Origin of the sequence: Youhaiella tibetensis, from assembly GCF_008000755.1 — a bacterium.
GTDB classification, from domain to species: domain Bacteria; phylum Pseudomonadota; class Alphaproteobacteria; order Rhizobiales; family Devosiaceae; genus Paradevosia; species Paradevosia tibetensis.
This window is the reverse complement of the sequence record NZ_CP041690.1, coordinates 129,260-152,057: the sequence shown is the minus strand read 5'-3', so window position 1 is coordinate 152,057 and position 22,798 is coordinate 129,260. Positions and strand designations below refer to the sequence as shown.

The following is a 22,798-nucleotide window of genomic DNA, read 5'->3' as shown; positions in this document are numbered from 1 at the left end:
GGGGCTTTTCTTTGGGGTTGGTCTACTGGTTGACGACCATGGGCTCGTAGGGCGTGAAGAGGTTTTCGCCGGGCCAGGCGCGGGTGGCGACGATTTCGGAGGCCGCGCCTTTCTTCCAGTTCGCGCCGTCCGTCCATTCCCCGCTGCCGCTGAACGCGGCGACATAGGGGTAGGGGTAGACCGGGCGCGTCATGTCCGGCAGCGGCTGGGGGCCGATGGCCATGCGTTCCGGCCCGCCCTGCCTGGCTTGGGCTGCCGGGTGGTCGGGCTGCCCGAACGAAGAGGTTTTGGCGGTCGTCGCCGTCATCAACCCGTCCGGCGCCGCGCCGCTCTCGACCCAGTCGAGCACGGCCGACAGCATGTCGACATTGGCAGGGCCACGCCCGCCGCCGCAATGGCCCACGCCCGGCAGCAGGTAGAGCCGTTCGAACCCCTCTACGGCTTTTTCGCCCAACTGGCCGATCAGGGCCTTGTGGTAGCTCACCGTGTTGGCCGGGGCGATGTGCTGGTCGGAGAGACCATGCCAGAGGATCAGCTTGCCGCCGCCTGCGGCAAAGGCGGAAAGGTCGGGATTGGTCGCGTCGAACAGCGGATGGCGGGCACGCGCCGCATCCAGGCTCGCCGCGGTGAACTGCAGGTCGTCGACGCCGAATTCCGGGTTCGCCTTGTCATAGGCGATGAATTTCAGCACCGGGTCGGTGATGATCCTGGAGAATAGCGGCTGATCGGCATTGTCGGCGACGAACACGCCCTGCCACTCGAGCTCGGAGCCCGGGAGCGGTTGGCCGGCGGTGAGATAGGCGCCGCTCGCCTGGTCCTGCGGTCCTGCATAGAGCTTGCGCACCGTGTCGACCTCCGCTGCCGTCAGGCAGGCCGAAGTGTCGCTGGCGCCGGCAGGACACTGGATGCTGGCCGGATCGAAGGCGCAGGCGGCAGGCTGGGAAATGAGCCCGTCCTCCAGCCCGTCGGTGCCGTCGCATGCCGCCATCACCGCCGCGTAGAGCAGCGGCAGGCGGCCCGATGTGAGGATCACCGAACCATCGGCTGCGGTGTTCGAGCGCGCCTGCCAGCCATGATAGAGGGTGTTCTGCACCTGGAAGAGGGCGGCAGGCGCGCCGGCGATGATGCCGTCGAAATCGTCCGGATAGCGCTGCGCCTCCATCAAGGCCTCGCGGCCGCCATCCGAGCAGCCGTTGAAATAGGCGTACTTTTCCGCCTGCCCGTAGAATTCGGCGATGAGGGCCTTGGCCGCCTGCGCCGTCAGGTGCTGGGCCCGATAGGCAAAGTCGGCCCGCTTGATCGGGTCGAGCGCCCATTGCGGGTCGTTGCCCTCGTGGCCCATGTCGGTGGCCGCCATCACGAAGCCGCCGTCGTTGAGGACAGGACAGCCGGCCGAGGCGCCCGAGCGCAGCGTGATCGAGCCGCAAAGGCCTCCGCAGCCGACCTGCAGATAGCGCTGCGTCCAGGTCCGGAGCGGCAGGATCACCTGGAAGGCGATCGCAGGCGCAAGCGTGCCCTCGACGTTGCAGACCGCAATGCCGTCGGACGTGGTTTCCGCCGCGGTCGCCACCGCGCTGCCGGCGCCGGCAACCTGCGTGAGGTCGAGCGAAAGGAGGTCGCCGCACGCCTTTACGGGTGCCACCACCTCGAGGGTTTGCGGCGCTGCGAAAGCCGACGGAGCCGGCATGAGGATCAGGCCGGCCAGGGCGGCGGCCATCATGGGGTATGATTTTTTCACGAGACTCCTCCGTTGGCCGCCCGCGAGCGGCGTCGATCCGGAGGCTAGCCGATGGGGTCGTTGCACCCGAAATTACTTCCTTTGACGAACCATAAGGAGGAGCTATGGCGCGAGGCCGGTGCGGCGGGCTCGGCAAAAAAGTGGCCTGGATTGATTCAAATTTTACCGATTGGTCGACGTTTCCGGGCGGGTGGACCCGCCAATCGATTAACCCCCGCTTAAACTTTGCGCCTTGGTTCGGCCCGGTTTTGGGCTATCAATATTGGGTGAGGGCCGCCGGGGCGGCGGTTACGGGGCGTTAGCGTTAACAAACTCGTTGCGACTAGCTGCTAAGCTCCTGACATTGCGACTTGGGGAATAGGCGTAGTAGGGCGTGTCTTCAGCACCACGGTTTCGGCAGCGGCTTGGGCGTGTTTTGGCGGCAGTGCTGATGGCACTGACGGTCATCGTTCCGCCCGTGACCACACCCGCCCTTGCGGCCTCGGGTGACCGGACGCTCTATCTGCATCACACCCATACCGGCGAGACGGCCCAGATCACCTTCAAGCGCAACGGCCGCTACGACCAGGATGGCCTGCGCAAGCTCAACTACTTCCTGCGCGACTGGCGGACGAACGAGCCGACCACCATGGATCCGGCGCTCTTCGATCTGGTCTGGCAGGTCTACCAGTCGGTCGGGGCAACCCAGCCGATCAACATCGTTTCCTCCTACCGCTCGCCCAAGACCAACGCCATGCTGCGCGCCTCCTCCTCGGGGGTGGCCGAGAATTCCCAGCATATCAAGGGCAAGGCGATGGACTTCTTCATCCCGGGCATCGACCTGGCGACCCTGCGTGCCACCGCCATGCGCTTCCAGGTCGGCGGGGTCGGCTACTACCCGACCTCGGGCAGCCCGTTCGTGCACCTGGATACCGGGAGCGTGCGCGCCTGGCCGCGCATGACCACCGCCCAGCTCAAGCGCGTCTTCCCCGACGGCAAGACGCTGCACCTGCCGGCCGACGGCAAGCCGCTCTCCTCGACCGGCCGCCAATATGCCATGGCCGAATGGCAGAAGTGCCATTCCGTGCCCTGCGGGGTCGGCGATTCCGTCGGTGGCGGCGGCAATATCTTCGATTCGCTTTTCGGCAAGAAGCAGTCGCCCGTCGTGCAGGTGGCCGATAACGGTCCGGCACAGCGCGCGGTGCAGACCGTGGAAGTCACCGCGCCCGTGCCGCTGCCCGCCGCCGAGCGCCCCGGCCAGGCTGCCGTCGTCCAGACCGCGAGCCTTGAAACGGCGGCACCAGCTCTGCCCTTCGGCAACAATGCCAGCGCGCCGCTGACCCAGGCCGAACTGTCCGGCAGCGGAGAGGTCGCGCCCATCCCCATGCAGAAGTCCGAGCGGCTCATGGTCGCCACCAACAGCAAGGCGAGTGCGGAAACCGCCGTGGTGGCGCTCGCTTCGCTCGAAGCCCCGGTGCCTGCGGCGCGCGTGCTCATGACCAATCCGCCGGCCGAGCTGGTCACCGCCTATGCGCCCCAGCCCCAGCAGGATCCGGAAGCGCAGCGCGCTCTCGAGATGATCATCTCGCGCGATACCACTGCCAGCCTGCCGCCCAAGCCGGTCATCGATCCGAGCAATATCCGCACCGCATCCCTCGGCGGCGGCGCGGTCCCGAAGGGTGGGCTTTCCGGCCTTTTCGATACCACCTGGAACGCGGTCGGCAAGGCCGGCACCAGCGCTCCGGCGGCCAAGGCCGCGGCTCAGCTCGCGGCCAGCCAGCCCATCGCCGGGGTCGCCACGCGCAGTGTCGAACTGGTGGCGCCCGACTTCGACCACGTCGCCGAAATCTTCACCCAGCCCCAGGCGCTTTCCAGCGCCACCTACGGCGTGCTCTGGGAGCCCGATGAGGGCGATCTCGACCCGGCAACCGAGCTCGGGCCCTATGTGGCGCGCCTCGGATTCGTCACCGAAGGTGGCCAAACGCTCGAATCGAGCCGTTTTGTGACCGGCCGGCCGCTTCTCGTCGCCTCCCGTTGAAGTGTCGGGTTGCAATGCCTATTGTGTCTCTCTAAAGCACTAGCGACACCATTAGGGCCGGCGAAAAGGATCGGCATTTGACCGACAAGCCGCTTACTCCAGTTCTCGACACCATCAACGACCCGTCCCAGCTCAAGGGCCTGCCGCGTGAACAACTGCGCCAGGTCGCCGATGAACTGCGGGCCGAGATGATCGACGCCGTCTCGGTGACCGGCGGCCATCTGGGCGCGGGCCTGGGTGTCGTCGAGCTGACCGTGGCCCTCCACGCCGTCTTCGATACGCCCCATGACCGGCTGATCTGGGACGTGGGCCATCAGGCCTATCCCCATAAGATCCTGACCGGCCGGCGCGACCGCATCCGCACCCTGCGCCAGAAAGATGGTCTTTCCGGTTTCACCCGACGCGCCGAAAGCGCCTTCGATCCTTTCGGAGCCGGCCATTCCTCGACCTCGATATCGGCGGGCCTGGGCATGGCGGTCGCTTCCCAGCTCGAGGGCAAGAAGCGCAATGTCGTGGCGGTGATCGGCGACGGCGCCATGTCGGCGGGCATGGCCTATGAGGCGATGAACAATGCCGGCGCCATGGACGCGCGCCTCATCGTCATCCTCAATGACAACGACATGTCGATCGCGCCCCCGACCGGGGCCATGAGCGCTTATCTGGCGCGGCTGGTTTCCGGCCCCGTCTATCGCGGCGTGCGCAAGACCGCCAAGCAGATCGTCGAGGCGCTGCCGCAGTTCTTCCACGAGCCGGCGCGGCGCACCGAGGAATTCGCGCGTTCCTGGTGGACGGGCGGCACGCTCTTTGAAGAGCTCGGCTTCTATTATGTCGGCCCCATCGACGGCCACAATCTCGATCACCTGCTGCCGGTGCTCGAAAATGTCCGGGACGCTCAGGACGGCCCGATCCTCGTCCACGTCGTGACCAAGAAGGGCAAGGGCTATGCCCCGGCCGAGGATTCAGCCGACAAGTATCACGGCGTCTCCAAGTTCAACGTCATCACCGGCGCCCAGGCCAAGGCGCCTTCCAACGCCCCGTCCTATACCAGCGTCTTCGCCTCGACCCTCATCCAGGAGGCCGAGCGCGACGAACGCATCGTGGCGGTGACTGCGGCCATGCCCTCGGGCACCGGGCTCGACAAGTTCGGCGAGCTCTTCGCGAGCCGCACCTTCGATGTCGGCATCGCCGAGCAGCACGCGGTGACCTTCGCCGCCGGCATGGCGGCCGAGGGCCTCAAGCCGTTCGTGGCCATCTATTCGACTTTCCTGCAGCGCGCCTATGACCAGGTCGTCCACGACGTGGCCATCCAGCACCTGCCGGTCCGCTTCGCCATCGACCGTGCCGGCTATGTCGGTGCCGATGGTCCCACCCATGCCGGCAATTACGATGCCGCCTATCTCGGGGCCGTTCCCGGCATCGTGCAGATGGCGGCGGCCGACGAAGCCGAGCTGCGCCACATGGTGGCGACCGCCGCTGCCTATGACGAGGGCCCCATCGCGTTCCGCTATCCGCGTGGCGACGGCCTGGGCGTCGACATGCCGGCGCGCGGCGAGATCCTGCCCATCGGCAAGGGCCGGCTGGTGCGCCAGGGCGGCCCGATCGCCCTCATCTCCTACGGCACGCGTTTTGGCGAAGTGCTCGCCGCCGCCGACAAGCTCGCCGCCCTGGGCCTTGCCCCTACGGTGGTCGACGCACGCTTCCTCAAGCCCCTCGACGAGGAGCTGATCGCCCGGATCGCGCGCGAGCACCAGGTCGTGCTCACCATCGAGGAGGGCTCCATCGGCGGCTTCGGCAGCCATGTGGCGACTTTCCTCGCCCGCAACGGCCTTCTCGACGGCAAGGTGAAGTTCCGGCCCCTGATGATCCCGGATGTCTTCACCGAGCAGGCCAGCCAGGACGCCATGTACGCCGCTGCCGGTCTCGACCGTGCCGGCATCGTCACGGCAGCGCTCGAGGCGCTGGGCGCCGACGAAACCCTCCTCAAGACGGCACTGGCCGACAAGACCCTGCCTTGACCGGCCCGGTCGCGCTGCGTCCGGCGCGCGCGGAGGACCGCGAGGCGCTGCTGCGCCTCCTCGAGGCCACCTTTCACTCGACCTGGGAACCCCAACTGACGCAAGAGGCGAAGGCCGCCTTCCGCGCCAGCACGCGCGTCGCCGACTATGTGGATGGCTGCTGGCAGCAATTCACTGTCGCCGAGAGCGCTGGCCAGGTCGTCGGCATGGTGCACTGGCAGGGCGATTTCATCGGGGCGCTCCATGTCGACCCCCATGAGGCGCGGCGTGGTATCGGCAGCGCGCTTCTCGGGCATGCGGAATCCGCCATGCGGGCCGGGGGCGTCAGGTTCGCCCAGCTTGAGACCGACACCTTCAACAGGCCGGCGCGCGACTTTTACGCCGCCCACGGCTATGCCGAGGCGGCGCAATATCCCGATGAGGAATGGAAAAGCGGCCTCACCACCGTGCTGATGGTCAAGGCGCTATAGGGCCGGAGCCGCGATCGCGGCCCTGAAAGCCCGCACCGCTTCGGCGCTGGTTTGCTTGCGGGTCGGGGCGGCAAAGCCCAGCCGCATGGCCGCTTCCCCGCGCGAGGACACCGCCACCGCGCAGGAGGAATGCACCTCCTCGAGCGGGAGTCGGTCGAGGAGCGCGCGCACATTGTCGGCGCGCAGGCCCGAGCCGGCCATGATGCCGATCCGCCCTTTGGCCGCTTCGATCGCTGCCGCCAGCCCCTCGGTCCCCTCCGGCGCCGTCGGCGCGCCCCCCGAAGTCAGGATGCGCTCGAACTTGAGGGAAACGGCAAGCTCGACGGCCTCGGCGATGTCGGGAACCAGATCGAAGGCGCGGTGGAGCGTGGTGCCCAGCCCCTTGGCGTGGCGCACCAGCTTGTCGAGCATTGCCGCATCGAGCCGGCCGTCGCCGAGCGAGGCCCCGAGCACGACGCCTGCGAGCCCGAATTCGCGGATGGTGTCGATCTCGCGATACATGCAGTCGAGGTCGGCTGCGTCATAGACGAAATCGCCGCTGCGCGGCCGCACGATGGCATAGACCGGAATCGGCGCCTCGGCGGCCAGCCGCATGAGGCCGGGCGAGGGCGTGACGCCACCCAGTTCGAGCGCCGAGCAGAGCTCGATGCGCTGTCCGCCCCCGGCAACGGCTGCGATGAGGCTTTGTGGATCGGCGACGCAGACTTCGAGAAGGGTCATGCCGCTGCTCCCGCCAGGATGGCCGCGCCGATGAGGCCGGGCTCGACCGTGCAAAGACCGGGCACGACGAGTGGGGCGTCGGTCTGGCGCAGGATGCGCCGGCGGACCGCCGCGTCGAGTTCGGCGATGAGGCGAGGCGAGCCCGAGAGACCGCCGCCCACCGGCACGATGTCGGCCCCCACGACATTGACCACCAGCGCCAGCGGTCCGGCCACGAGATCGAGGAAGCAATCGATGGTGCGGACCGCCGCGGCGTCGCCCGCTTCCCAGGCCGCGACGATGGCCGTACTCGGCAGGCTTTCGCCGTGAAGATGAAGGTGCAGCCGCTCCATGCCGCGGGCGCCCCCGACCGTATCGACGCAGCCGATCTGTCCGCAGCCGCACAGATAGGAGGGAATGGCGACCGGCGGCGTGCCGGCGTGGGTGGCGGCCACCGGCGCGTGGCCCCACTCCCCGGCGAAACCACCGGCGCCGTTGACCAGCCGGCCATCGACGACGAGCCCGCCGCCGACGCCGGTTCCCAGGATGGCCCCGAAGACGATGCTCTCGCCCTTTCCGGCGCCCGCCATGGCCTCGGCCAGTGCGAAGCAATCAGCATCGTTGGCAACATGGACCGGACGATCCATGATGGCGGCGAGATCCTTGGCCAGGGTACGGCCATCGATGCACGGGATATTGGCGCACTTGATGCGCCCGGTGCGCGGGTCGACGACCCCGGTTATGGAGATGGAGATCGGTGCTGCCGCATCGGCCGCGTCGGCCACGCCGCGCAGGGCCTCGGCAAAGGCGTTGAAGTCATCGAGGGGGGTCGGCACGCGTCCCAGCGGTCGGATGGCTTCGGGCGATGTCGCCAGCGCGCCCTTGATGGCCGAGCCGCCGATATCAAAACAAACGATGGTCGTCATTGGGTTTAACAGCTTTCAAATGAACGGCGCGCTAGGATTTGCCACTAGCCCCGCGATTCGATGCGACTTGGCAAGATGGGAACGATATAGGCCATGGCTGAACCCAAACACGGCGCCCCCACCATCGGGGACGTGGCCAAGCTTGCGGGGGTGTCGCGCGCCGTCGCCTCGCGCGCCCTTTCGAGTGAAAAACGCCCGGTTTCGGCCGACAAGCGCGAGCGCGTGCTCGAGGCCGCCGAGCGCCTTGGATTCAAGCCCAACCTGCTGGCGCAAAGCCTGACCACCAAGACGGTCAATCTGGTGGCCGTCGTCGTCAATCACATCCACGATCTTTCCGACCTCGACCTTTTCGACCTCCTTCTCGACCGCATCCAGTCGATCGGCAAGCAGGTGATCCTGATCCGCGTCGGCTCGGTCGAAAGGGTCGAGGAATTCCTGCGCCAGGGCGTGGCCTATCACGTCGATGCCGCCCTGGTCTTCTCCGATTTTGCCGACGCGGCAACGGTGCGCAGGCTTTTCCGCTCGGACCTGGTGGTCATGCTCAACGGCAGGCACGACGGGCTCTCGCCCGCGGTCATCCCTGATGAGGCGGTGGGTATCAACCAGGCGGTGGCCGATGCCGCGGGCAAGGGCGTCAAATCCGCCGGCCTGGTCACCGGGCGCTCCTCCTCGCTCGTCGAGCAGGCGCGCGTCGAGCATTACCGCAAGGCCTTCGCTCAGCACGGGATCGAGCTCGTGCGCGTCGTCCAGGGCGATTATTCCTACGAAAGCGGGCATGAGGCGGCCGCCACGCTGACCGGCTGGGACAGCCCGGACGCGGTGTTCTGCACCTCGGACGCCATGGCCATGGGCATTCTCGATGTCTGCCGCGCCGACTTCCCGCATAACCGCCCGCGGAAATTCCGGCTCTATGGCTTCGACAACCTCTCGCTCACCGATTTCGACGCCTATCCGATCGCCTCGATCGGCTACGACAAAGCCGCCTATGTCGAACATATCGTGCAGTTCCTCATCGAGCCGGCGGCCTTCAAGCCCGGCCAGGACCCGATCCGCGTGCCAACCCGCTTCGTCCCGCGCCTGACGGCGTAGGTGCTTGTCGGCGCCGGGCTGGCCCCCGCCGCTGGACACTCCCGGACGAAGGTCCTTGGTTGGGCATTCCTCAGAAAGAGCCCAGGATACGAAAACGCCGCGGACTGGTCCGCGGCGTTTCTCTCTTCAGCTTACCACAGCGGGTTCAGAGCCGGCGGGTTGGCGCTTTCGCCCCACCACTTCTTGTAGTTGGCCTCGTAGGCGCCCGACTGGATGTAGTCGGAAACGAACATGTCGATCCAACGCACGAATTCCGGATCGCCCTTGGCGACGGCGATGCCGATCGGGTCGTTCGAATAGAGGCCCGGCAGGGTCACCAGCGTGTCGTTCTTGGTAGCGAGATAGTCGAGGAGCGAAGAATCCTCGATGCCGGCGTCAACGCGCTTCTGCTGGAGCAGCAGCACGCCATCGGGCGAGAAGTTGTCGGTGTAGACGAGCTCGGCAGTCGGGACGGCCTTCTTGAGGAAGGCTTCGCCGGTCGTGCCGCGGCCGACCACGACCTTCTTGCCGGCCAGGTCTTCGAGCTTGGTGATGCCGGCATCCTTCTGGACGATGATGCGCAGGCCCGCACGGTTGTAGGGGATCGAGAAGTTGACCGACTTGGCGCGCTCGAGGGTAGCCGAGGTATTGGCGACCACGATGTCGAGCTGGCCCGAGACCAGCATCGAAACGCGGGCGTCGCCCGAGACGTCGGTGAATTCGACCGGCACGCCGAGCTTCTCGGCGAGCATGGTGGCGACGTCGACGTCGTAGCCCACCGGGTTGTTCTGCTGGTCGCGGAAGCCGATCGGCTCGCCGCCCAGCGACACGCCGATGCGCACGACGCCGCGCGAACGGATGTCGTCGATCATGCCGGCGGCGGCCGGCAGGGCCGTCGAGGCGACGAGCGCCAGCGCGGCAAGGGTAGTCAGAATGCGCTTCATGATGGGGTTCCTCTCTTGATCAAGCGGTTTTCGCTGCCCGCTTTTCCGGGGCGGACATCGATTCATCCCAGACCCAGTAGGCGATCTCGCCCGGGCACCGGAAATTGACGACCTCGTGGTTCCCCTTGGCGTCGATGGCGTGGATCACCACGCCCGCCAGGAACCCTTCGGTGAGTTCGGCCAATTCCTCGACGGCGAGCTTGATCGCGTCGGAGAGGGAGTGGCCGAGTTTCATGGCCAGAACGACGGTGCGCGCGGTCGAGCAGCGCATGGTCATCTCGCCGGTATGGGTGCAGGCGGCCGCGCCATAGCGGCTATCGGCATAAAAGCCGGCGCCCGGAATGGGGCTGTCGCCCAGCCGGCCAGGATACTTCCAGGCCCAGCCGGAAGTAGAGGTGGCGGCGTGAATGCCTTTGCTGGCGTCCGAGCACAGGAACACGGTGGTGTCGCGCACGCGCTCGGGATCGGTGATGGTCGTGCTCAGCGGCGCCAGCGGAATGTTGGGGAACTTGGCCAGGTCTTCGGGCGACAGCTCCTTTTCGAGACGCTCCCACCAGACGCGCTTGGAGTCCTCGTAGAGGGTCTCGTCGACTGCGAAACCGGTTTCACTGGCAAAGCGGCGCGCGCCGTCCCCGGTCAGCATCACATGGGGCAGACGCTTCATCACCTGGCGCGCAAGGGCGGCGACAGGCAACGTGTCGGGGACGGCGCCAACCGAGCCGACTTCACGGGTGGTGCCATCCATGACGCCGGCATCGAATTCCATCTTGCCCACCATGTTGGGCCAGCCGCCGAAGCCGACCGAGCGCACGCGCACGTCGCGCTCGACATGGGCGATGCCCGCGACCATGGCCTCCAGGCCATGCTCGCCCTTTCTGAGAAGGTCGATGGAGGTTTCAAAGCCCGGATAGGCTTCTGAATTTGCGAGAAGCAGCATGAAGATTACTCAGTCTTTGCGCATCTTGGAGAGGAACTGGGCGACGCGCGGATTGGCCATGCCGCCATCTTCGGCGAAGAACTGCTCGGTCGGCAGGTCGACCACGAGCCTGCCCTTTTCGAGGAACACGACGCGATCGGAGATCTGGCGGGCGAATTCGATTTCGTGGGTCACGAACACCATCGTCGTCCCCTCCTCGGCCAGCTTGGCGAGGATATTGAGGACTTCGGCGGTCATTTCGGGATCGAGGGCGCTGGTCACTTCGTCCAGCAGCAGGTAGCGCGGCTTCATCGCCAGGGCCCGGCAGATGCCGACGCGCTGGCGCTGGCCGCCCGAGAGCTGGGCCGGATAGGCGTCGGCGCGCTCGGAAAGGCCGACCGAGGCGAGCAGCGCACGCGCTTCCTTCTCGGCTTCGGCCTTGGGGCGCTTGAGCACTTCGATGGGGGCGAGCGTCACGTTCTCGACCGCCGTCATATGCGGATAGAGGTTGAAGAGCTGGAACACGGTGCCCGAGCGCTTGCGCGCTTCGGCCAGTTCCCTGGGCTTGGAGACGTCGAAATCGTCGACGGTAATCTTGCCGCCATCGAGCCGCTCGAGCCCGTTGATGCAGCGGATGAGCGTGGACTTGCCCGAACCGGACGAGCCGAGGATGGAAACCACTTCGCCCGGATTGACGGTGAGGTTGACGTCCTCGAGGACGGTGACCGGCCCGAAGACCTTCTTGACGTTTTCGGCTTTGATCATTTCAGAGGCCCTTCCAGGCGGTGTGGGCGCGCAGCCGCGTTTCCAGACGCGAGCCCAGCCAGGCGATCAGCTTGGCGCAGAGGTAGTAGAGCACCCCGACCACGGCCCAGACGATAAAGGGCTGCAGGGTACGCAGGTTGAGGGTATTGCCGATCTTGGTGAGGTCCATGACGCCGATCACCGAGATGAGCGAAGTGACCTGCAACTGGTTGACCAGGAGGCCCGTCAGCGGCCCGATGGCAAAGGCGGTAGCCTGTGGGGCGATAATGTGGCGCAGCACCTGCCAGCGGGTGAGGCCGAAAACGCGCGCCGCCTCGATCTGGTCGCGACCGATGGATTCGATGGCCGAGACTGCAATGACGTAGATGAAAGCCGCGGTATTGCCAGACATGGTGATGACGGCAGCTTCCACCGGCGTCACGTTGATCCGCAGGAAGGCCGGCAGGCCGAAGAAGACGAGAAAGAGCTGCACCAGCACCGGCGAGTTCTTGAGGAGCTCGGTGATGAAGGTCACGACCTGCGTCAATACCGGCACGCGGTAGAAGCGGATCACCGCCAGCGCCGTGCCGATGAAGAGGCCGATGACGGTGGTGGCGAGGAAGAGCCCGATGGTGACGCCGAGGCCCTGCGCCAGCAATACCAGGTCGAACGGGGTGAAATCGGTGTAGCGCATCAGGCGACCGCTCCCTCGACGAGATCGCGGTTGAGCCGCTTGTGGAGGAGCCCGATGAGGATCGAGACCAGGTAGGTGAGCGCCGCGTAGACAACCAGCAGCACCACATAGACCTCGAACGGCTTGAACGTGTCGGAGGCCACGATCTTGGCCGTTCCCGTTAGCTCGTTGAGCGTGATGGTGGAGAGGATCGAGGAGGTGAGGATCAGGTTGATGAACACCGAGCCCAGCGGGCGCACCGAGGTGCGCAGCGCGATGGGCAGCACGATCCTGGTGAAGGTCTTGCGACGCGAGAGGCCGCTCACCTCCGCCGCTTCGATGATGCCCGGGTCGATCGCCAGGATACCCGAGCGGATCACGTCCGAGGCGAAGGCGCCGCCGGCGATCGAGAGCGAGATCACGCCCGTGGTGAAGGCGTCGATATAGATCCCGAGCTCAGGCAGGCCGTAGTAGAAGAAGAACAGCTGGACGATGAAGGGGACGTTGCGGAAGAGGTCGACATAGGCGAAAGCGACGCCCCGGATCGCCCGGGAGGACGATGTCCGCGCGATGGCGACCAGCGCCCCCATGATGAGGCTGCCGATCAGCGCCAGCCCGCAGGCCTGCGCCGTCAGCAGTGCGCCCTCGGCCAGGAAGCCGAGGTGAGGCACCAGGATTGAGAGGTCGAGCCGCAAGTGTCCTCCTGCCGCGCCACTGTGAAACCGGTTTCAATCTGTGGGTGTCCGCGCCAAAAAGTCAAGACGACTCGCTCAACATGTGAACTTTGGCGAGCTTTGCTGAAGAATCAGGCAGTTAGCCGGGAGGCGCCAACCTTGCCCTGCCGATCCTGGTCGGCGGCTCGGTTGGCCGAGCCATAGAGAATGGCCTCGGTCATGGTGGCGTAGCGCTGGCGCAGCTGGTCGAGGGGAATGGGTGGCAGGGCCTGGTTGCTGCCGCGCGCGCCGTCCGAAAGCATCTGCGCCAGCGTCTCGGCCCGCACATTGGCGCGCAGGCACAGCATGCCCTTGGCGTGGAGCTCGGTGATGACGACGGCGAGCTGAGCCTGAAAGTCGACGGCCGCCTGCACCATGATATCGCGTGCCCGCCGGAACGCCTGGTCGTTGATCTCGAGCGCGTGGGGCGAGGCAGCCAGGCGGCGGCGATTGTCGCCGTAGCGGATGTCCATGATCTCGGTAATGACTTCGACCGCCGAGGCGCCGCTTTCGATGCGGGCGCGGCCGGCGGCCAGTCCGTCGCGGATCGCCACCTCGCCGTCGAACTGCAGCACGTAGCGGAAGGCTTCTTCCTTGTTGGAGAAGTGGTGATAGAGGGCACGCCGCGTCAGGCCGCAAATCTCGGCCAGCGCGCTCATCGAAATCTGCTCATAGCCATAGTCGAGAAACGCCTGCCTGAGGCGTCTCACCAGTCTCTCACGCGCAGATATGTGATCAGCCCCCGCACCCGTTGTTCGGAAAATACCTAAAGTAACAATAGTGCGAAAAATACCTTCATTCGGAGGGGAGGCGCAATGCATGGAGGCGAGGAAAACGCGCGCCATGCCTGCCCGACCCTTAATGGCCGGCCCTTACCGGCCGGCACCGAGGACTACATGTCCTCGGGCGGAGCCGCCTGCATGCCCAGCGCGGAGAGGTAAAGGTCCAGGATCGCTTCCTGCTCCATGCGCTCGTTGTGGTCCTGCTTGCGGATCTTGACCACCTGGCGCAGCACCTTGGTATCGAAGCCGTTGCCCTTGGCCTCGGCGTAGATCTCGCGGATATCGGCGGCGATGGCGGCCTTTTCCTCTTCCATGCGCTCGATCCGCTCGATGAATGCCCTGAGCTGATCCTGGGCGACGCTGTCTTCTGCCATTGTCGATTCCTTAGACTCTTTGGAGCCCCGTTCAACCGCAGGCAGGCCGCGCATTCAAGCGGTTTCCGGTGCAATCCACTCCTGGGCGCGCTTGACCTTCGCAATTCGGTCAAATCCCGTCATTAGCGGTTGACTTGGCTGGAGCGCTTGCGCACAAACAGGACTTCTTTTCATGGCATTCGGCAATCTGTTGCTTAACACCCGTCTCGGTTTTGCCCTGATCGGCGCGCTGCTGTGCAGCCCGTTTGTATCGATTGAACCCGCCTATGCGGACCTGCGGGTCTGCAACGAGACGGGCAATCAGGTATCGGTGGCATTGGGTTACCGGGCCGAGCGCGGCTGGCAGTCGGAAGGCTGGTGGGTCGCCGCCCCGCAGCAATGCGCGGTGGTCTACCAGGGTGATCTCAACTCGCGCTTCTACTATCTCTATGTCGCCGACGATATCGGGGGCGGAGCCTGGGACGGCTCGGTCTATATGTGCACGCGCGACGAAAGCTTCACCATTTTCGGTGTTGAGGATTGCCTGGCGCGGGGCTATGAGCGCACCGGGTTTTTCGAAGTCGACACGCAGAACCGCTCGGACTGGACCTTGCAGCTCACCGAAAACCGCGATGCCGTGCCGGAAGGCGACGACGTGAGCGGCGCACCGCTCGGTGATGAAAGCGGCTCCCCTGACGGCTCGGACGCCCCGCCGCCCGACGACCAGACCACTCCCGCGCCGGATTCTCCGGCCACTACTCAAAGTTCGGATTGATTCATGAGACGTTTGAGACGCGTAAAGATCGTGGCGACCCTGGGACCGGCCTCCCAGGACGAGAAAACGATCGAGGAGCTGGCAAGGGCCGGCGCCGATGTGTTCCGCATCAATATGAGCCATGCCAGCCACGAGCTGCTGGCGCAGACGGTGACGCGCATCCGCAACGTCGAAAAGGTCATCAAGCATCCCCTGGGGATCCTGGTGGACCTGCAGGGCCCCAAGCTGCGCGTCGGCAAGTTCGACGGCGGCTCGGTCATGCTCACGGCCGGCGCCACCTTCACGCTCGACAACTCGCCCGAACCGGGCAACGTCAATCGCGTCCACCTTCCGCATCCGGAAATTCTCGAGGCCGTCAGCGTCGGCGACCGGCTGCTGCTCGATGACGGCAAGATCGAACTGCGCGCCACGCGCGTGGGCGGCGGCTCGATCGAAACCACGGTCGTCCACAGCGGCAAGCTCTCGGACAAGAAGGGCGTCAGCCTTCCCGACACGCTGCTTTCCGTTGGTGCGCTCACCGAAAAGGACCATGCCGACCTGCTCAAGGCGCTCGAGAACGACGCCGACTGGATCGCGCTTTCCTTCGTCCAGCGCCCCGAGGACATCATCGATGTCCGTAAGATCGTGCAGGGCCGCGCCGGCGTCATGGCCAAGATCGAAAAGCCGCAAGCCGTCGAACGGCTCGAGGAGATCATCAAGCTCTGCGACGCCTTCATGATCGCCCGCGGCGACCTGGGTGTCGAAATGCCGCTCGAACAGGTGCCGGGCCTGCAGAAGCGCATGATCCGCATCGCGCGCCGCTACGGCAAGCCGGTGGTGGTCGCCACCCAGATGCTCGAATCCATGATCACCTCGCCGGTTCCGACCCGCGCCGAGGTTTCGGACGTCTCCATCGCCGTCTTCGAAGGCGCCGACGCCATCATGCTGTCGGCCGAGAGCGCCTCGGGCCAGTACCCGGTGGAAGCCGTCGCCACCATGAACAAGGTGGCGGTTGCCGTCGAGAACGACGTCAACTACCGCTCGATCATCCGTGCGCAGATGACCGAGCCCGAGGCGACCGCTGCCGACGCCATCTCGGCGGCGACACGCCAGGTGGCCGAGACTCTCGACCTGGCCGCCATCGTCACCTACACCTCCTCGGGTTCGACCGCGATCCGCGCGGCGCGCGAGCGTCCCAGCAAGCCGATCCTGGCGCTGTCCCCGAACTACCGCACCGTGCGCCGTCTTTCGATCGTCTGGGGCATCCACTGCGTGGAAACCGAGGATGCGGTGAACCTTGAGGACATGGTCGATCGCGCCTGCGTCATCGCCTACCAGGAAGGCCTGGCGCGGCCGGGCGACCGCATCGCCATCACGGCGGGTATTCCGCTGGGCACGCCCGGCGCCACGAACATGCTGCGCATCGCCTTCGTGCGCCAGGATGGCACCGGTTCGTCCTGATCGCAACGGGTAGGACTTCGACAAGGGCCGGCGGCGACGCCGGCCCTTTTTCTATGTCTTGAGAGCACCTGGGTGCGCGATCGGCGCGCAGCTCGAATCCGGGCCGAGGTCGTTGGCATTGCGGCGCTGACGCGGCGGGTGAGCCGCCTCCCACTCCGCCACCAGTTGCCGGACCGTCTCGACCGCCTTGTCCGTATGCCCGGCCACCCAGGGTTCGGCCATCTGGGCGGCACGGATGCAGCCGCCTTTGGCCGCGATCATGAACCAGGTGATGGCCCTGGTCGGGTCGCGACGCACGCCGATCCCCATCGCATAATGGAAGCCCAGGTTCATCTGCGCGGGCGCGAAGCGCTGCTCGGCGGCACGTTCCAGCAGGCGGAAAGCCTCGCGCCGGTCGGCCCGCAGGCCGAATGCTCCCTGCTCGGTCAGTTGGGCGAGGCTCGTCAGGGCGCGGGGATGATCACTGCTCACAGCGGCCTCGAGATAGCGCAGGCCAAGGGCAACGTCGCGGCTGACGCCTTCCAGACCATAAAGGTAGCGTTTGGCCAGCGAAATCTGCGCCTTGGCGTTGCCGTGCGCGGCGGCCTTGAGAAACCAGCGAAGGGCTTCGGCGTCGTCCTGCTCGACCTGATCGCCAAGGGCGTAGGCGACGCCGAGATCGTTCTCCGCCTCCCCACTGCCGAGCGCGGCGGCGCGCCTCGACCACCTGAGGCCTTCAAGGCTGTTCGGCTCAGTGCCCTGGCCGAAGAAGTACATGTCGGCGACGATCTCCTGGGCCCGGACATCGTCCGCCTCGGCCAGGGGCAACAGGAGCGACAAGGCCTCCTCGAACTGCTCGGCTTCGTACTCGGCCAGGCCGCGCTCCCAGGAGGCGCGAACCGGAGATACGCTTACGGCCAGTGCCAGCAATAGGACGGCAAGTGCACGCGGAAAATCCATTCGGCCCCCTCCGCGTGGAAGTCTGCCGCATCACCGGCGCGATGCCAACGGCACCATCCCCCGATTTGCCCGGCTTTCTTGCGCACCCCGCTGCACTTTCGCCACCCGCATCACTAGACTGGGGGCATGAGGATGCGTGGTTTTCCGATTCGTCCGCTCGCGGCGTTGCTCTGCGGCCTGCTGGTCGCGGGCTGTTCGTCTCTCGTTCCCGAAACCCAGAAAAAGCTCGAGGCGGTCGATCCGGTGCGCCAGGATGTTTCCGAGTTGGTGCTGATCCTCGACCTGCCGTCCGAGGTGCAGCCGGTCCCCGAGACCACCACGATGAGCGTCAGCTTTTCGGTACCCGGCCAGCCTGCAAGGCGCGTCGACGCAGTGCTGGCGCTCGCCGATCCGGGCGATCTGGCTGCCGCGTTGCCGCCGCCCGCGGCGGGGCGGGCCTATTACTTCATGGGTTTCGCACCTGCCGACAAGCAGGCGCTGCGCGCTGCCCAGGCGTGGGCGCGCTCGACGGGCAATGCCTCGGCCACCGGCGGGTTGTCGGTGGCGCCGCGCTTTTGCGGCACGGGGCCGGTCGATGTCGAAAAGGCCAGATTCTCGGTCAAGGTCAGCCTGCCGGGCACAGCCGAGGGCGCGACCCTGATCAGGGACGAAGTCCTTGCCAACGCCCTGGCGCTCTCGAACCAGACCGCGCTGGCGCCCTGCTAGAAACCGCCCCCGGTCTTGAAGCCGCCGGTCTTGCGCGTTCCCGCCGAGCCGGTGCGCGGTCTCGAAAAGCCGCCGCCGCCTGAACTGCCGCCGCCCCAGCCGCCTCCGAAGCCGCCGCCGGAAGATCCGCCGCGCGAACTGCCACCGCCGAAGCTGTTGTCGGGCCAGTTGAACCCGCCGCCGCTATCCGGCCACGGGTTGCGCCCGTTGCGCGGCAGGCCATAGCCGCCACCCCAGTCTGAGGTGCCCGAACTCCAGTTCTGGCTGCGCCGCCAGAGATCCCAGTAGGTAGCCGCGGCAATACCGCCGCGCAGAAAATCGTTGAGCAGGTCGCCCACCAGCTTGTCTTCGCGGAAGGTCGAGCGCGGGTCGTCGTACCGCTGCTTCTTGAACTCGTAGCTGATGTCCTCGAGCTCGCGCCGCCGGGTCGCCAGGGTCTTGAGGCGTTCCTTCTGGTCGGCCGTCTCGGCATCCTCTTCGCGCACCCGCACGCGGATGTCATCGATCTGGGCGATGATGGCGTCGTCCTGGGCGGTGGCGGTTCGCCTGGCTTCGGCGAGGAGGGACTGGATGTCCTCCCGGCCCAGGCCTTCGGCGAAGGCGGAGATGGCGCGCTCGAAAGCCGGATCTGCCCCCTGGGCTAGCTGGCGCATGGCCTTGGCGCGCTCGTCCCGGTCGTCTTCGGCGGCAACGATCTTGCCGTCGATCTCGGCGATGCTGGCCTGCGCCTTCTCGATCGCCTCGCGAACCGGCTGGCCGCCGGCCGCATCGATCGCGCGGTTCTCGAGGTCGTCCACTTCCTTTTCGGCCGCCGCAGCATTAGCCGCTTGGCGCTCTGCGTGCTCACGCAGGCGCAGCGGCAATTCGTTGAGCATGGCGAAGTTCGGGCGTGCGCCATTGAAGCCGATGAGGGAGGCGACCTTGCCGTCCAGCCAGCGGAAGAGATTGTTGGACTGGTAGTTGCGCGTGCCGTAGCCGCGATTCCACAGGTACATGAACAGCGGATCGTCCCGGTAGGGGCGGCCCTTCTGCTCGCGGTCGGCCTCTGCCTGCTGTGTCTTGCGCAGGCTCTCGGCGGCTACCACCTGCAGGTCGCTCGCCTCCTTGCGCTTTTGCGCATAGGCGGGGTCCTTGGCGATAGCGGTGGCGATCTTGGCCGAGAGGGCCTTGAGTTCGGCCTGGCGCTTGTCGACGACGGCGAGCGCCGCGGCCCGGTCCTGGGTCAACTGGGCGATCGCCGCGTCGAGCGTCTTGAGGGCGTCCTCGGTCGAGGCGAGTTCGCCGGCATGGCGCTTGATCATGTCGCGCGCCTGCGCTTCGGCCTGCGAAATGGTCTTGTCGAGCTGGGCCTGGGTGGCCGGATCGAGGCGGACCATGGCGAGCTGGCGCAACAGTTCGCCTTCGTTCTCGCGAAACTTGGCGATGCGCTCGGCCGAGCGGGCCAGGCGCTTTGAGATTTCGTCTTCCTCTCGCCGGATGTCGCGCAAGGCTTCTTCGAGCGAGCTGAGAGCTTCCGGTCCGCTAATGCTCATTGGTCACCACCGCGTCACCGCGCCGCCGAGGACCGGGATCACGTAGTCCACGTCCAGAAATCCGTATTGCTTGATACCCACCACGTTGCGCTCGATGATGCCGTCGTCCTGCTTGTCGGCCGCCACCGCGTTATAGACCGCTTCGGGCACGCGCACGCCCCAGATGTTGACCGTCTCGGTCTGCCCGTTCTCCTCGTTGGTGACGGGCAGGCTCAGGGCGTTGCCCTGCGGGTCGAGGGCCTCGACGACGATGTAGTAATTGGTCGCTTCCGTATTGATCTCGGGGAAGGTCCAGAAGCCGGACTGCACGCCCTGCCGGTTGACGATCTTGAGCGTATATTCCTGGCGCAGGGTATCGCGAAGCGCAGTGAGGTTGTCGATCGCCGCCTGCGCCCCGGCGCGATTGCCTTCGGCCGCGGCGGCCTTGCCGCGGGTGCGGTACTGGTCGGCCTCGTTGACCGCCTGCTGCACCTTGGTCTCGTCGAATATGGTCTGGTAGAGCGCGTCCATCTGGCTGGGCATGCCCTCGGCCAGTTCGAGGCGCGCCTGTTCGGCCTGCGCGGCGCGATAGGGCTTGTAGCCCAGGTAGTAGCCGCCCAGTCCCACCACCAGCGCCAGCACCACGGCGAAGGCCCAGCGGCCCCAGTTCCCGCGCGTGACGTAAAGACGGGCCAGGGTCGTGCCCAGGCCCGGCTTGGGCGGGGTGTAGACGAAGCGGCTCTCCTTGAGAGCCTCCACGCCTTCGCGCAGGACCGCATCGGAAACCTCGATGCCCTGCTGGTGGTAGATGTCGCGCAACTTGGCGAGGAGCTGCTTTTCGCGCGCATCCTCGTCCAGTTCGCGATCGACCAGATCCTGACGATGGCGGAGGGTATCCACCACGTCCATGGCCAGCATGACTTCGTCGAGAGGGGCAGCCGGGGTGGCTGTCGTGTCACTCATGTCTTCGTTTTGGTCCCAGTCGCCGCTCCCGGGGCATTACGCCTTCTTGGTTTCCAGGAGCAACGCGTTGCCTTCGGCTGCGAGCTGGGCGAGACGGTGTTTGCCGTCCTCGACCGCATCGCGGATTTCGGCGGAATTCTTGGTCGAGGCCGCCCGCATCTCGTTGATGATCGTCTGCGACTTTTCCTGGAAGTTGACGACGCTGTCGACCAGTTTCTTGACCGCATCGGCACGAACGGTCGGGCCGTAGCCGGCGCGCACCGCTTCTTCCTGCACCTTGTCGCCTACTTCCGAGAGCGTTTCGAGGCTCTTGGAGACGCCTTCCTTCATCGCATCGAGCGTGGCGGTGGCTTCATGGAGGCCGAACATGCCGGTGAACGAGGCCGAAAGCGCGGTAAGCACCGTCTCGTTGGTCGAGAAGAACGAAATCGCCTGCTGGTAGACGCGCTCCTTGGCGTTGGTCGTCTGCATCAGGCGCGCCATCACCACTTCGGAGGTGTTGTAGGAGATCGTCAGGTTATCCGAGAGGTCCTTGACGATCTGGTAGCGGCGCTCCTCGTTCTGCATGTCGCGCAGCTTCTCGTCGCGATCCAGCTCGAGACGCGCCCGCTCGGCCGGCGTGCCCTCCGAGAAGGCGGAGAGAGCGTCGGCGGACTTCTGGAGCGTTTCCTTGCGCTCGGTGAGCTTCTTTTCGGCAATGCCGAGCAGCTCGAGCGCCATCACTTCGGACTGCTTGAGCGCCCCGCGGAAATCGCGATAGGCCTCCAGGATCGTGTGCTCGCGGTCCACCTGGTCCTTGGTGTCCTTGGAGACGGCGAGATAGGTGTCGCGGATCTTGTCGAAGCGGGTGGCGATGTCGCCGCGCGAAACCTTCATCCAAACGTTCTGGATGCGCTCGCGGAAATCGATCTTGTTGTCGTCGAGCTGGTCGACCAGCATCTTGGCGTCGTCGCGGATGGAATCGAAGCCCTTGGTGATGTCCTCGTAGCGCTCGCCGATATTCATCGCCGCGACCTGCTCGCGCACCACCTCGTTGAAGGCCGAGGCCTGGCTGAGCGTGCGCCCGATGAGAATCACGCGCGTCTCGTCCAGCTCGGTGATTTCCTTGAGGAGCGCGGTGATCGGCTGCTCCTGCTGCTGCTCCGGCCAGAGGCCCAGATTGCGGATCGCACCGACTGCCTTGTCCAGGTACTGCAGGGGCTTTTCCGTAACGGGGGTGACGGCGGTCGCCTGTTCCGCGGTCGTCGTTTCACTGGCCATGGGTCCCACTCCTTGTTTGACGCTGTTGGACGCCTGCGGCCATAGATTCCCGCTGGCTTGCCCGCTGACAATTGCAACTGGCCGACAGGCTTCTTATTTTGCCCATATTGGTGCCAAAAAGCACCACGTAAAGGGGCGTGAACATTGGATTTTGGCGGAAGATACAAGTTGGCGGCCTCCCGCCATGACGTGTGGGCGGCCCTCAACGACACGGCCGTTCTCAAGGACACGATTCCGGGCTGCCAACGCATCGAATGGACCTCGGGAGAAACGCTCGAATTGCACATCAAGGTGAGCCTCGGCGTCGTCCATCCCGTGTTCGTCGGCGACCTGACGCTGAGCAATGTCATCCCCGCCAAGAGCTATACGCTCTCGGGCAAGGGGCGCGGGGGCATTCTCGGCCTCGCCGAAGGCGCGGCCGACATCACGCTCCATGACGCCGGAGAGGGGTGCGAACTGGCCTTCACGGCCCGCGGCGGCGCCTCCGGCCAGATCATGCGGCTTGGCCGCAGCCTGATCGGCAACTCTGCCCAGAAGGTCATCGACGGCTTCTTCGAGCGCTTCGCGGAGGCGATGGGCACGACGATCGAGGTGATCTGAGGCCTGGTCGCGGAAGGGTGGTGACGGCAACGCCGGCAGAACCTCTCGACCCAACCCAAAAACATCAGCAACTACGGGGAAAAGGCCAGTCGCCCGGCTTTCCAGAACCCCCGAATTTACCTTCGCTTAACCCTGCCTTCACCTGCCGCAAAAGCATCACAATCTGACCGCCGGATTTGGGTTACCTGCTCCTCAACAGGAAAGGTAAAATTGTCATGAGCGCCCAGAACCGCGACACGATCATTCTGTTTCTCGCCGGCATCCTTGCGGCCTATCTCGTGCTCACGGCGGGGGCCGGGCTGGGCGAGGTCTTCGGCCACATCGCGGCGCGGGGTTGACCGATGGATCGCCAATTTCATTGCGTTCGCAGCACCGCCCGCGCCACCGGCCTCTGGCATCCGAGCGCGCGACAGTCGACCGCCGCCATGGCCAGGGTCGACGCTTTCGCCCAGACCTGCTCGTGCCCGGCCTGCCGGCATGGCGGGTTCGGTGCGCAACACGGCGCATTTGCTGGCTTATCCCGCCAGAAAAATTTTTGACCAACCGG

The 22,798-nt window shown here is 65.8% G+C and carries 23 protein-coding genes; 9 read left to right on the top strand and 14 right to left on the bottom strand.

What is annotated here, in order from left to right; all coding sequences use genetic code 11:
• Positions 1-22: 22 nt before the first annotated feature.
• Complete coding sequence (locus tag FNA67_RS00695; RefSeq protein ID WP_147654706.1) at positions 23-1,738, bottom strand: tannase/feruloyl esterase family alpha/beta hydrolase; 1,716 nt, start codon at positions 1,736-1,738, stop codon at positions 23-25.
• 430 nt (positions 1,739-2,168) lie between these two features.
• Between FNA67_RS00695 and FNA67_RS00690 the strand changes: the two genes are divergently transcribed.
• The 3 genes from FNA67_RS00690 (at position 2,169) to FNA67_RS00680 (ending at position 6,240) form a co-directional block, all read left to right on the top strand.
• Positions 2,169-3,755, top strand: coding sequence for a DUF882 domain-containing protein (locus FNA67_RS00690; RefSeq protein ID WP_147654705.1), 1,587 nt, complete (start codon positions 2,169-2,171; stop codon positions 3,753-3,755).
• A 77-nt stretch (positions 3,756-3,832) separates the two neighbouring features.
• A complete protein-coding gene (gene dxs / locus FNA67_RS00685) occupies positions 3,833-5,770 on the top strand; it encodes a 1-deoxy-D-xylulose-5-phosphate synthase (protein ID WP_147654704.1) in 1,938 nt (645 codons plus the stop codon).
• Positions 5,767-6,240 (top strand): GNAT family N-acetyltransferase, encoded by a 474-nt coding sequence (locus tag FNA67_RS00680; protein ID WP_147654703.1) that lies wholly within the window; start codon positions 5,767-5,769, stop codon positions 6,238-6,240. Before dxs ends, FNA67_RS00680 begins: the two co-directional genes overlap by 4 nt.
• On the opposite strand, the gene FNA67_RS00675 is transcribed toward FNA67_RS00680, so the two are convergent.
• A complete protein-coding gene (locus FNA67_RS00675) occupies positions 6,235-6,960 on the bottom strand; it encodes a copper homeostasis protein CutC (RefSeq protein WP_147654702.1) in 726 nt (241 codons plus the stop codon). The genes FNA67_RS00680 and FNA67_RS00675 overlap by 6 nt on opposite strands.
• The gene (locus tag FNA67_RS00670) at positions 6,957-7,865 is read right to left on the bottom strand and encodes an ROK family protein (protein WP_147654701.1); all 909 of its coding nucleotides are present in this window, start codon (positions 7,863-7,865) and stop codon (positions 6,957-6,959) included. Before FNA67_RS00670 ends, FNA67_RS00675 begins: the two co-directional genes overlap by 4 nt.
• Before the next feature lie 93 nt (positions 7,866-7,958).
• Here FNA67_RS00670 and FNA67_RS00665 point away from each other — a divergent pair, with 93 nt between their 5' ends.
• Positions 7,959-8,954: a LacI family DNA-binding transcriptional regulator gene (locus FNA67_RS00665; RefSeq protein ID WP_049707258.1), complete on the top strand. Its 996-nt coding sequence runs from the start codon at positions 7,959-7,961 to the stop codon at positions 8,952-8,954.
• A gap of 131 nt (positions 8,955-9,085) precedes the next feature.
• Here the strand turns inward: FNA67_RS00665 and FNA67_RS00660 are convergent, their stop codons facing one another.
• The 7 genes from FNA67_RS00660 to FNA67_RS00630 form a co-directional block, all read right to left on the bottom strand.
• Positions 9,086-9,877, bottom strand: coding sequence for a transporter substrate-binding domain-containing protein (locus tag FNA67_RS00660; RefSeq protein WP_049707257.1), 792 nt, complete (start codon positions 9,875-9,877; stop codon positions 9,086-9,088).
• A gap of 19 nt (positions 9,878-9,896) precedes the next feature.
• A complete protein-coding gene (locus FNA67_RS00655; protein WP_147654700.1) occupies positions 9,897-10,814 on the bottom strand; it encodes an isoaspartyl peptidase/L-asparaginase in 918 nt (305 codons plus the stop codon).
• A 9-nt stretch (positions 10,815-10,823) separates the two neighbouring features.
• Positions 10,824-11,558, bottom strand: coding sequence for an amino acid ABC transporter ATP-binding protein (locus tag FNA67_RS00650; RefSeq protein ID WP_049707255.1), 735 nt, complete (start codon positions 11,556-11,558; stop codon positions 10,824-10,826).
• Between the two features lies 1 nt (position 11,559).
• Positions 11,560-12,231, bottom strand: a complete 672-nt coding sequence (locus FNA67_RS00645; RefSeq protein ID WP_049707254.1) for an amino acid ABC transporter permease — start codon at positions 12,229-12,231, stop codon at positions 11,560-11,562.
• A complete protein-coding gene (locus tag FNA67_RS00640; protein ID WP_049707253.1) occupies positions 12,231-12,905 on the bottom strand; it encodes an amino acid ABC transporter permease in 675 nt (224 codons plus the stop codon). Before FNA67_RS00640 ends, FNA67_RS00645 begins: the two co-directional genes overlap by 1 nt.
• Before the next feature lie 110 nt (positions 12,906-13,015).
• On the bottom strand, positions 13,016-13,633 hold the full coding sequence (locus FNA67_RS00635) for a TetR/AcrR family transcriptional regulator (protein WP_049707252.1): 618 nt from the start codon (positions 13,631-13,633) through the stop codon (positions 13,016-13,018).
• 182 nt (positions 13,634-13,815) lie between these two features.
• Positions 13,816-14,079, bottom strand: coding sequence for a DUF2312 domain-containing protein (locus FNA67_RS00630; RefSeq protein WP_049707251.1), 264 nt, complete (start codon positions 14,077-14,079; stop codon positions 13,816-13,818).
• A 172-nt stretch (positions 14,080-14,251) separates the two neighbouring features.
• Here FNA67_RS00630 and FNA67_RS00625 point away from each other — a divergent pair, with 172 nt between their 5' ends.
• Positions 14,252-14,833: a DUF1036 domain-containing protein gene (locus FNA67_RS00625; protein WP_082202338.1), complete on the top strand. Its 582-nt coding sequence runs from the start codon at positions 14,252-14,254 to the stop codon at positions 14,831-14,833.
• Positions 14,834-14,836: 3 nt separating this feature from the next.
• Entirely contained in the window at positions 14,837-16,273 is a 1,437-nt protein-coding gene (pyk, locus tag FNA67_RS00620; RefSeq protein ID WP_049707250.1) for a pyruvate kinase, read from the top strand.
• A gap of 51 nt (positions 16,274-16,324) precedes the next feature.
• Here pyk and FNA67_RS00615 read toward each other — a convergent pair whose 3' ends face one another.
• Entirely contained in the window at positions 16,325-17,212 is an 888-nt protein-coding gene (locus FNA67_RS00615; RefSeq protein ID WP_147654698.1) for a tetratricopeptide repeat protein, read from the bottom strand.
• 132 nt (positions 17,213-17,344) lie between these two features.
• Between FNA67_RS00615 and FNA67_RS00610 the strand changes: the two genes are divergently transcribed.
• A complete protein-coding gene (locus FNA67_RS00610; protein ID WP_049707248.1) occupies positions 17,345-17,917 on the top strand; it encodes a hypothetical protein in 573 nt (190 codons plus the stop codon).
• Here the strand turns inward: FNA67_RS00610 and FNA67_RS00605 are convergent.
• The 3 genes from FNA67_RS00605 to FNA67_RS00595 are packed head-to-tail and all read right to left on the bottom strand — an operon-like array spanning position 17,914 to position 21,651.
• Positions 17,914-19,449: a coiled-coil domain-containing protein gene (locus FNA67_RS00605; protein WP_147654697.1), complete on the bottom strand. Its 1,536-nt coding sequence runs from the start codon at positions 19,447-19,449 to the stop codon at positions 17,914-17,916. The genes FNA67_RS00610 and FNA67_RS00605 overlap by 4 nt on opposite strands.
• Positions 19,450-19,452: 3 nt before the next feature.
• On the bottom strand, positions 19,453-20,391 hold the full coding sequence (locus tag FNA67_RS00600; protein ID WP_049707246.1) for a DUF6384 family protein: 939 nt from the start codon (positions 20,389-20,391) through the stop codon (positions 19,453-19,455).
• 36 nt (positions 20,392-20,427) lie between these two features.
• The gene (locus FNA67_RS00595) at positions 20,428-21,651 is read right to left on the bottom strand and encodes a cell surface protein (protein ID WP_049707245.1); all 1,224 of its coding nucleotides are present in this window, start codon (positions 21,649-21,651) and stop codon (positions 20,428-20,430) included.
• A 168-nt stretch (positions 21,652-21,819) separates the two neighbouring features.
• Here FNA67_RS00595 and FNA67_RS00590 point away from each other — a divergent pair, with 168 nt between their 5' ends.
• Both FNA67_RS00590 and FNA67_RS22365 read left to right on the top strand, forming a co-directional pair.
• Entirely contained in the window at positions 21,820-22,251 is a 432-nt protein-coding gene (locus tag FNA67_RS00590; protein WP_170267161.1) for a CoxG family protein, read from the top strand.
• 215 nt (positions 22,252-22,466) lie between these two features.
• Positions 22,467-22,589 (top strand): hypothetical protein, encoded by a 123-nt coding sequence (locus FNA67_RS22365; protein ID WP_280176975.1) that lies wholly within the window; start codon positions 22,467-22,469, stop codon positions 22,587-22,589.
• The last annotated feature ends 209 nt before the right edge of the window (positions 22,590-22,798 follow it).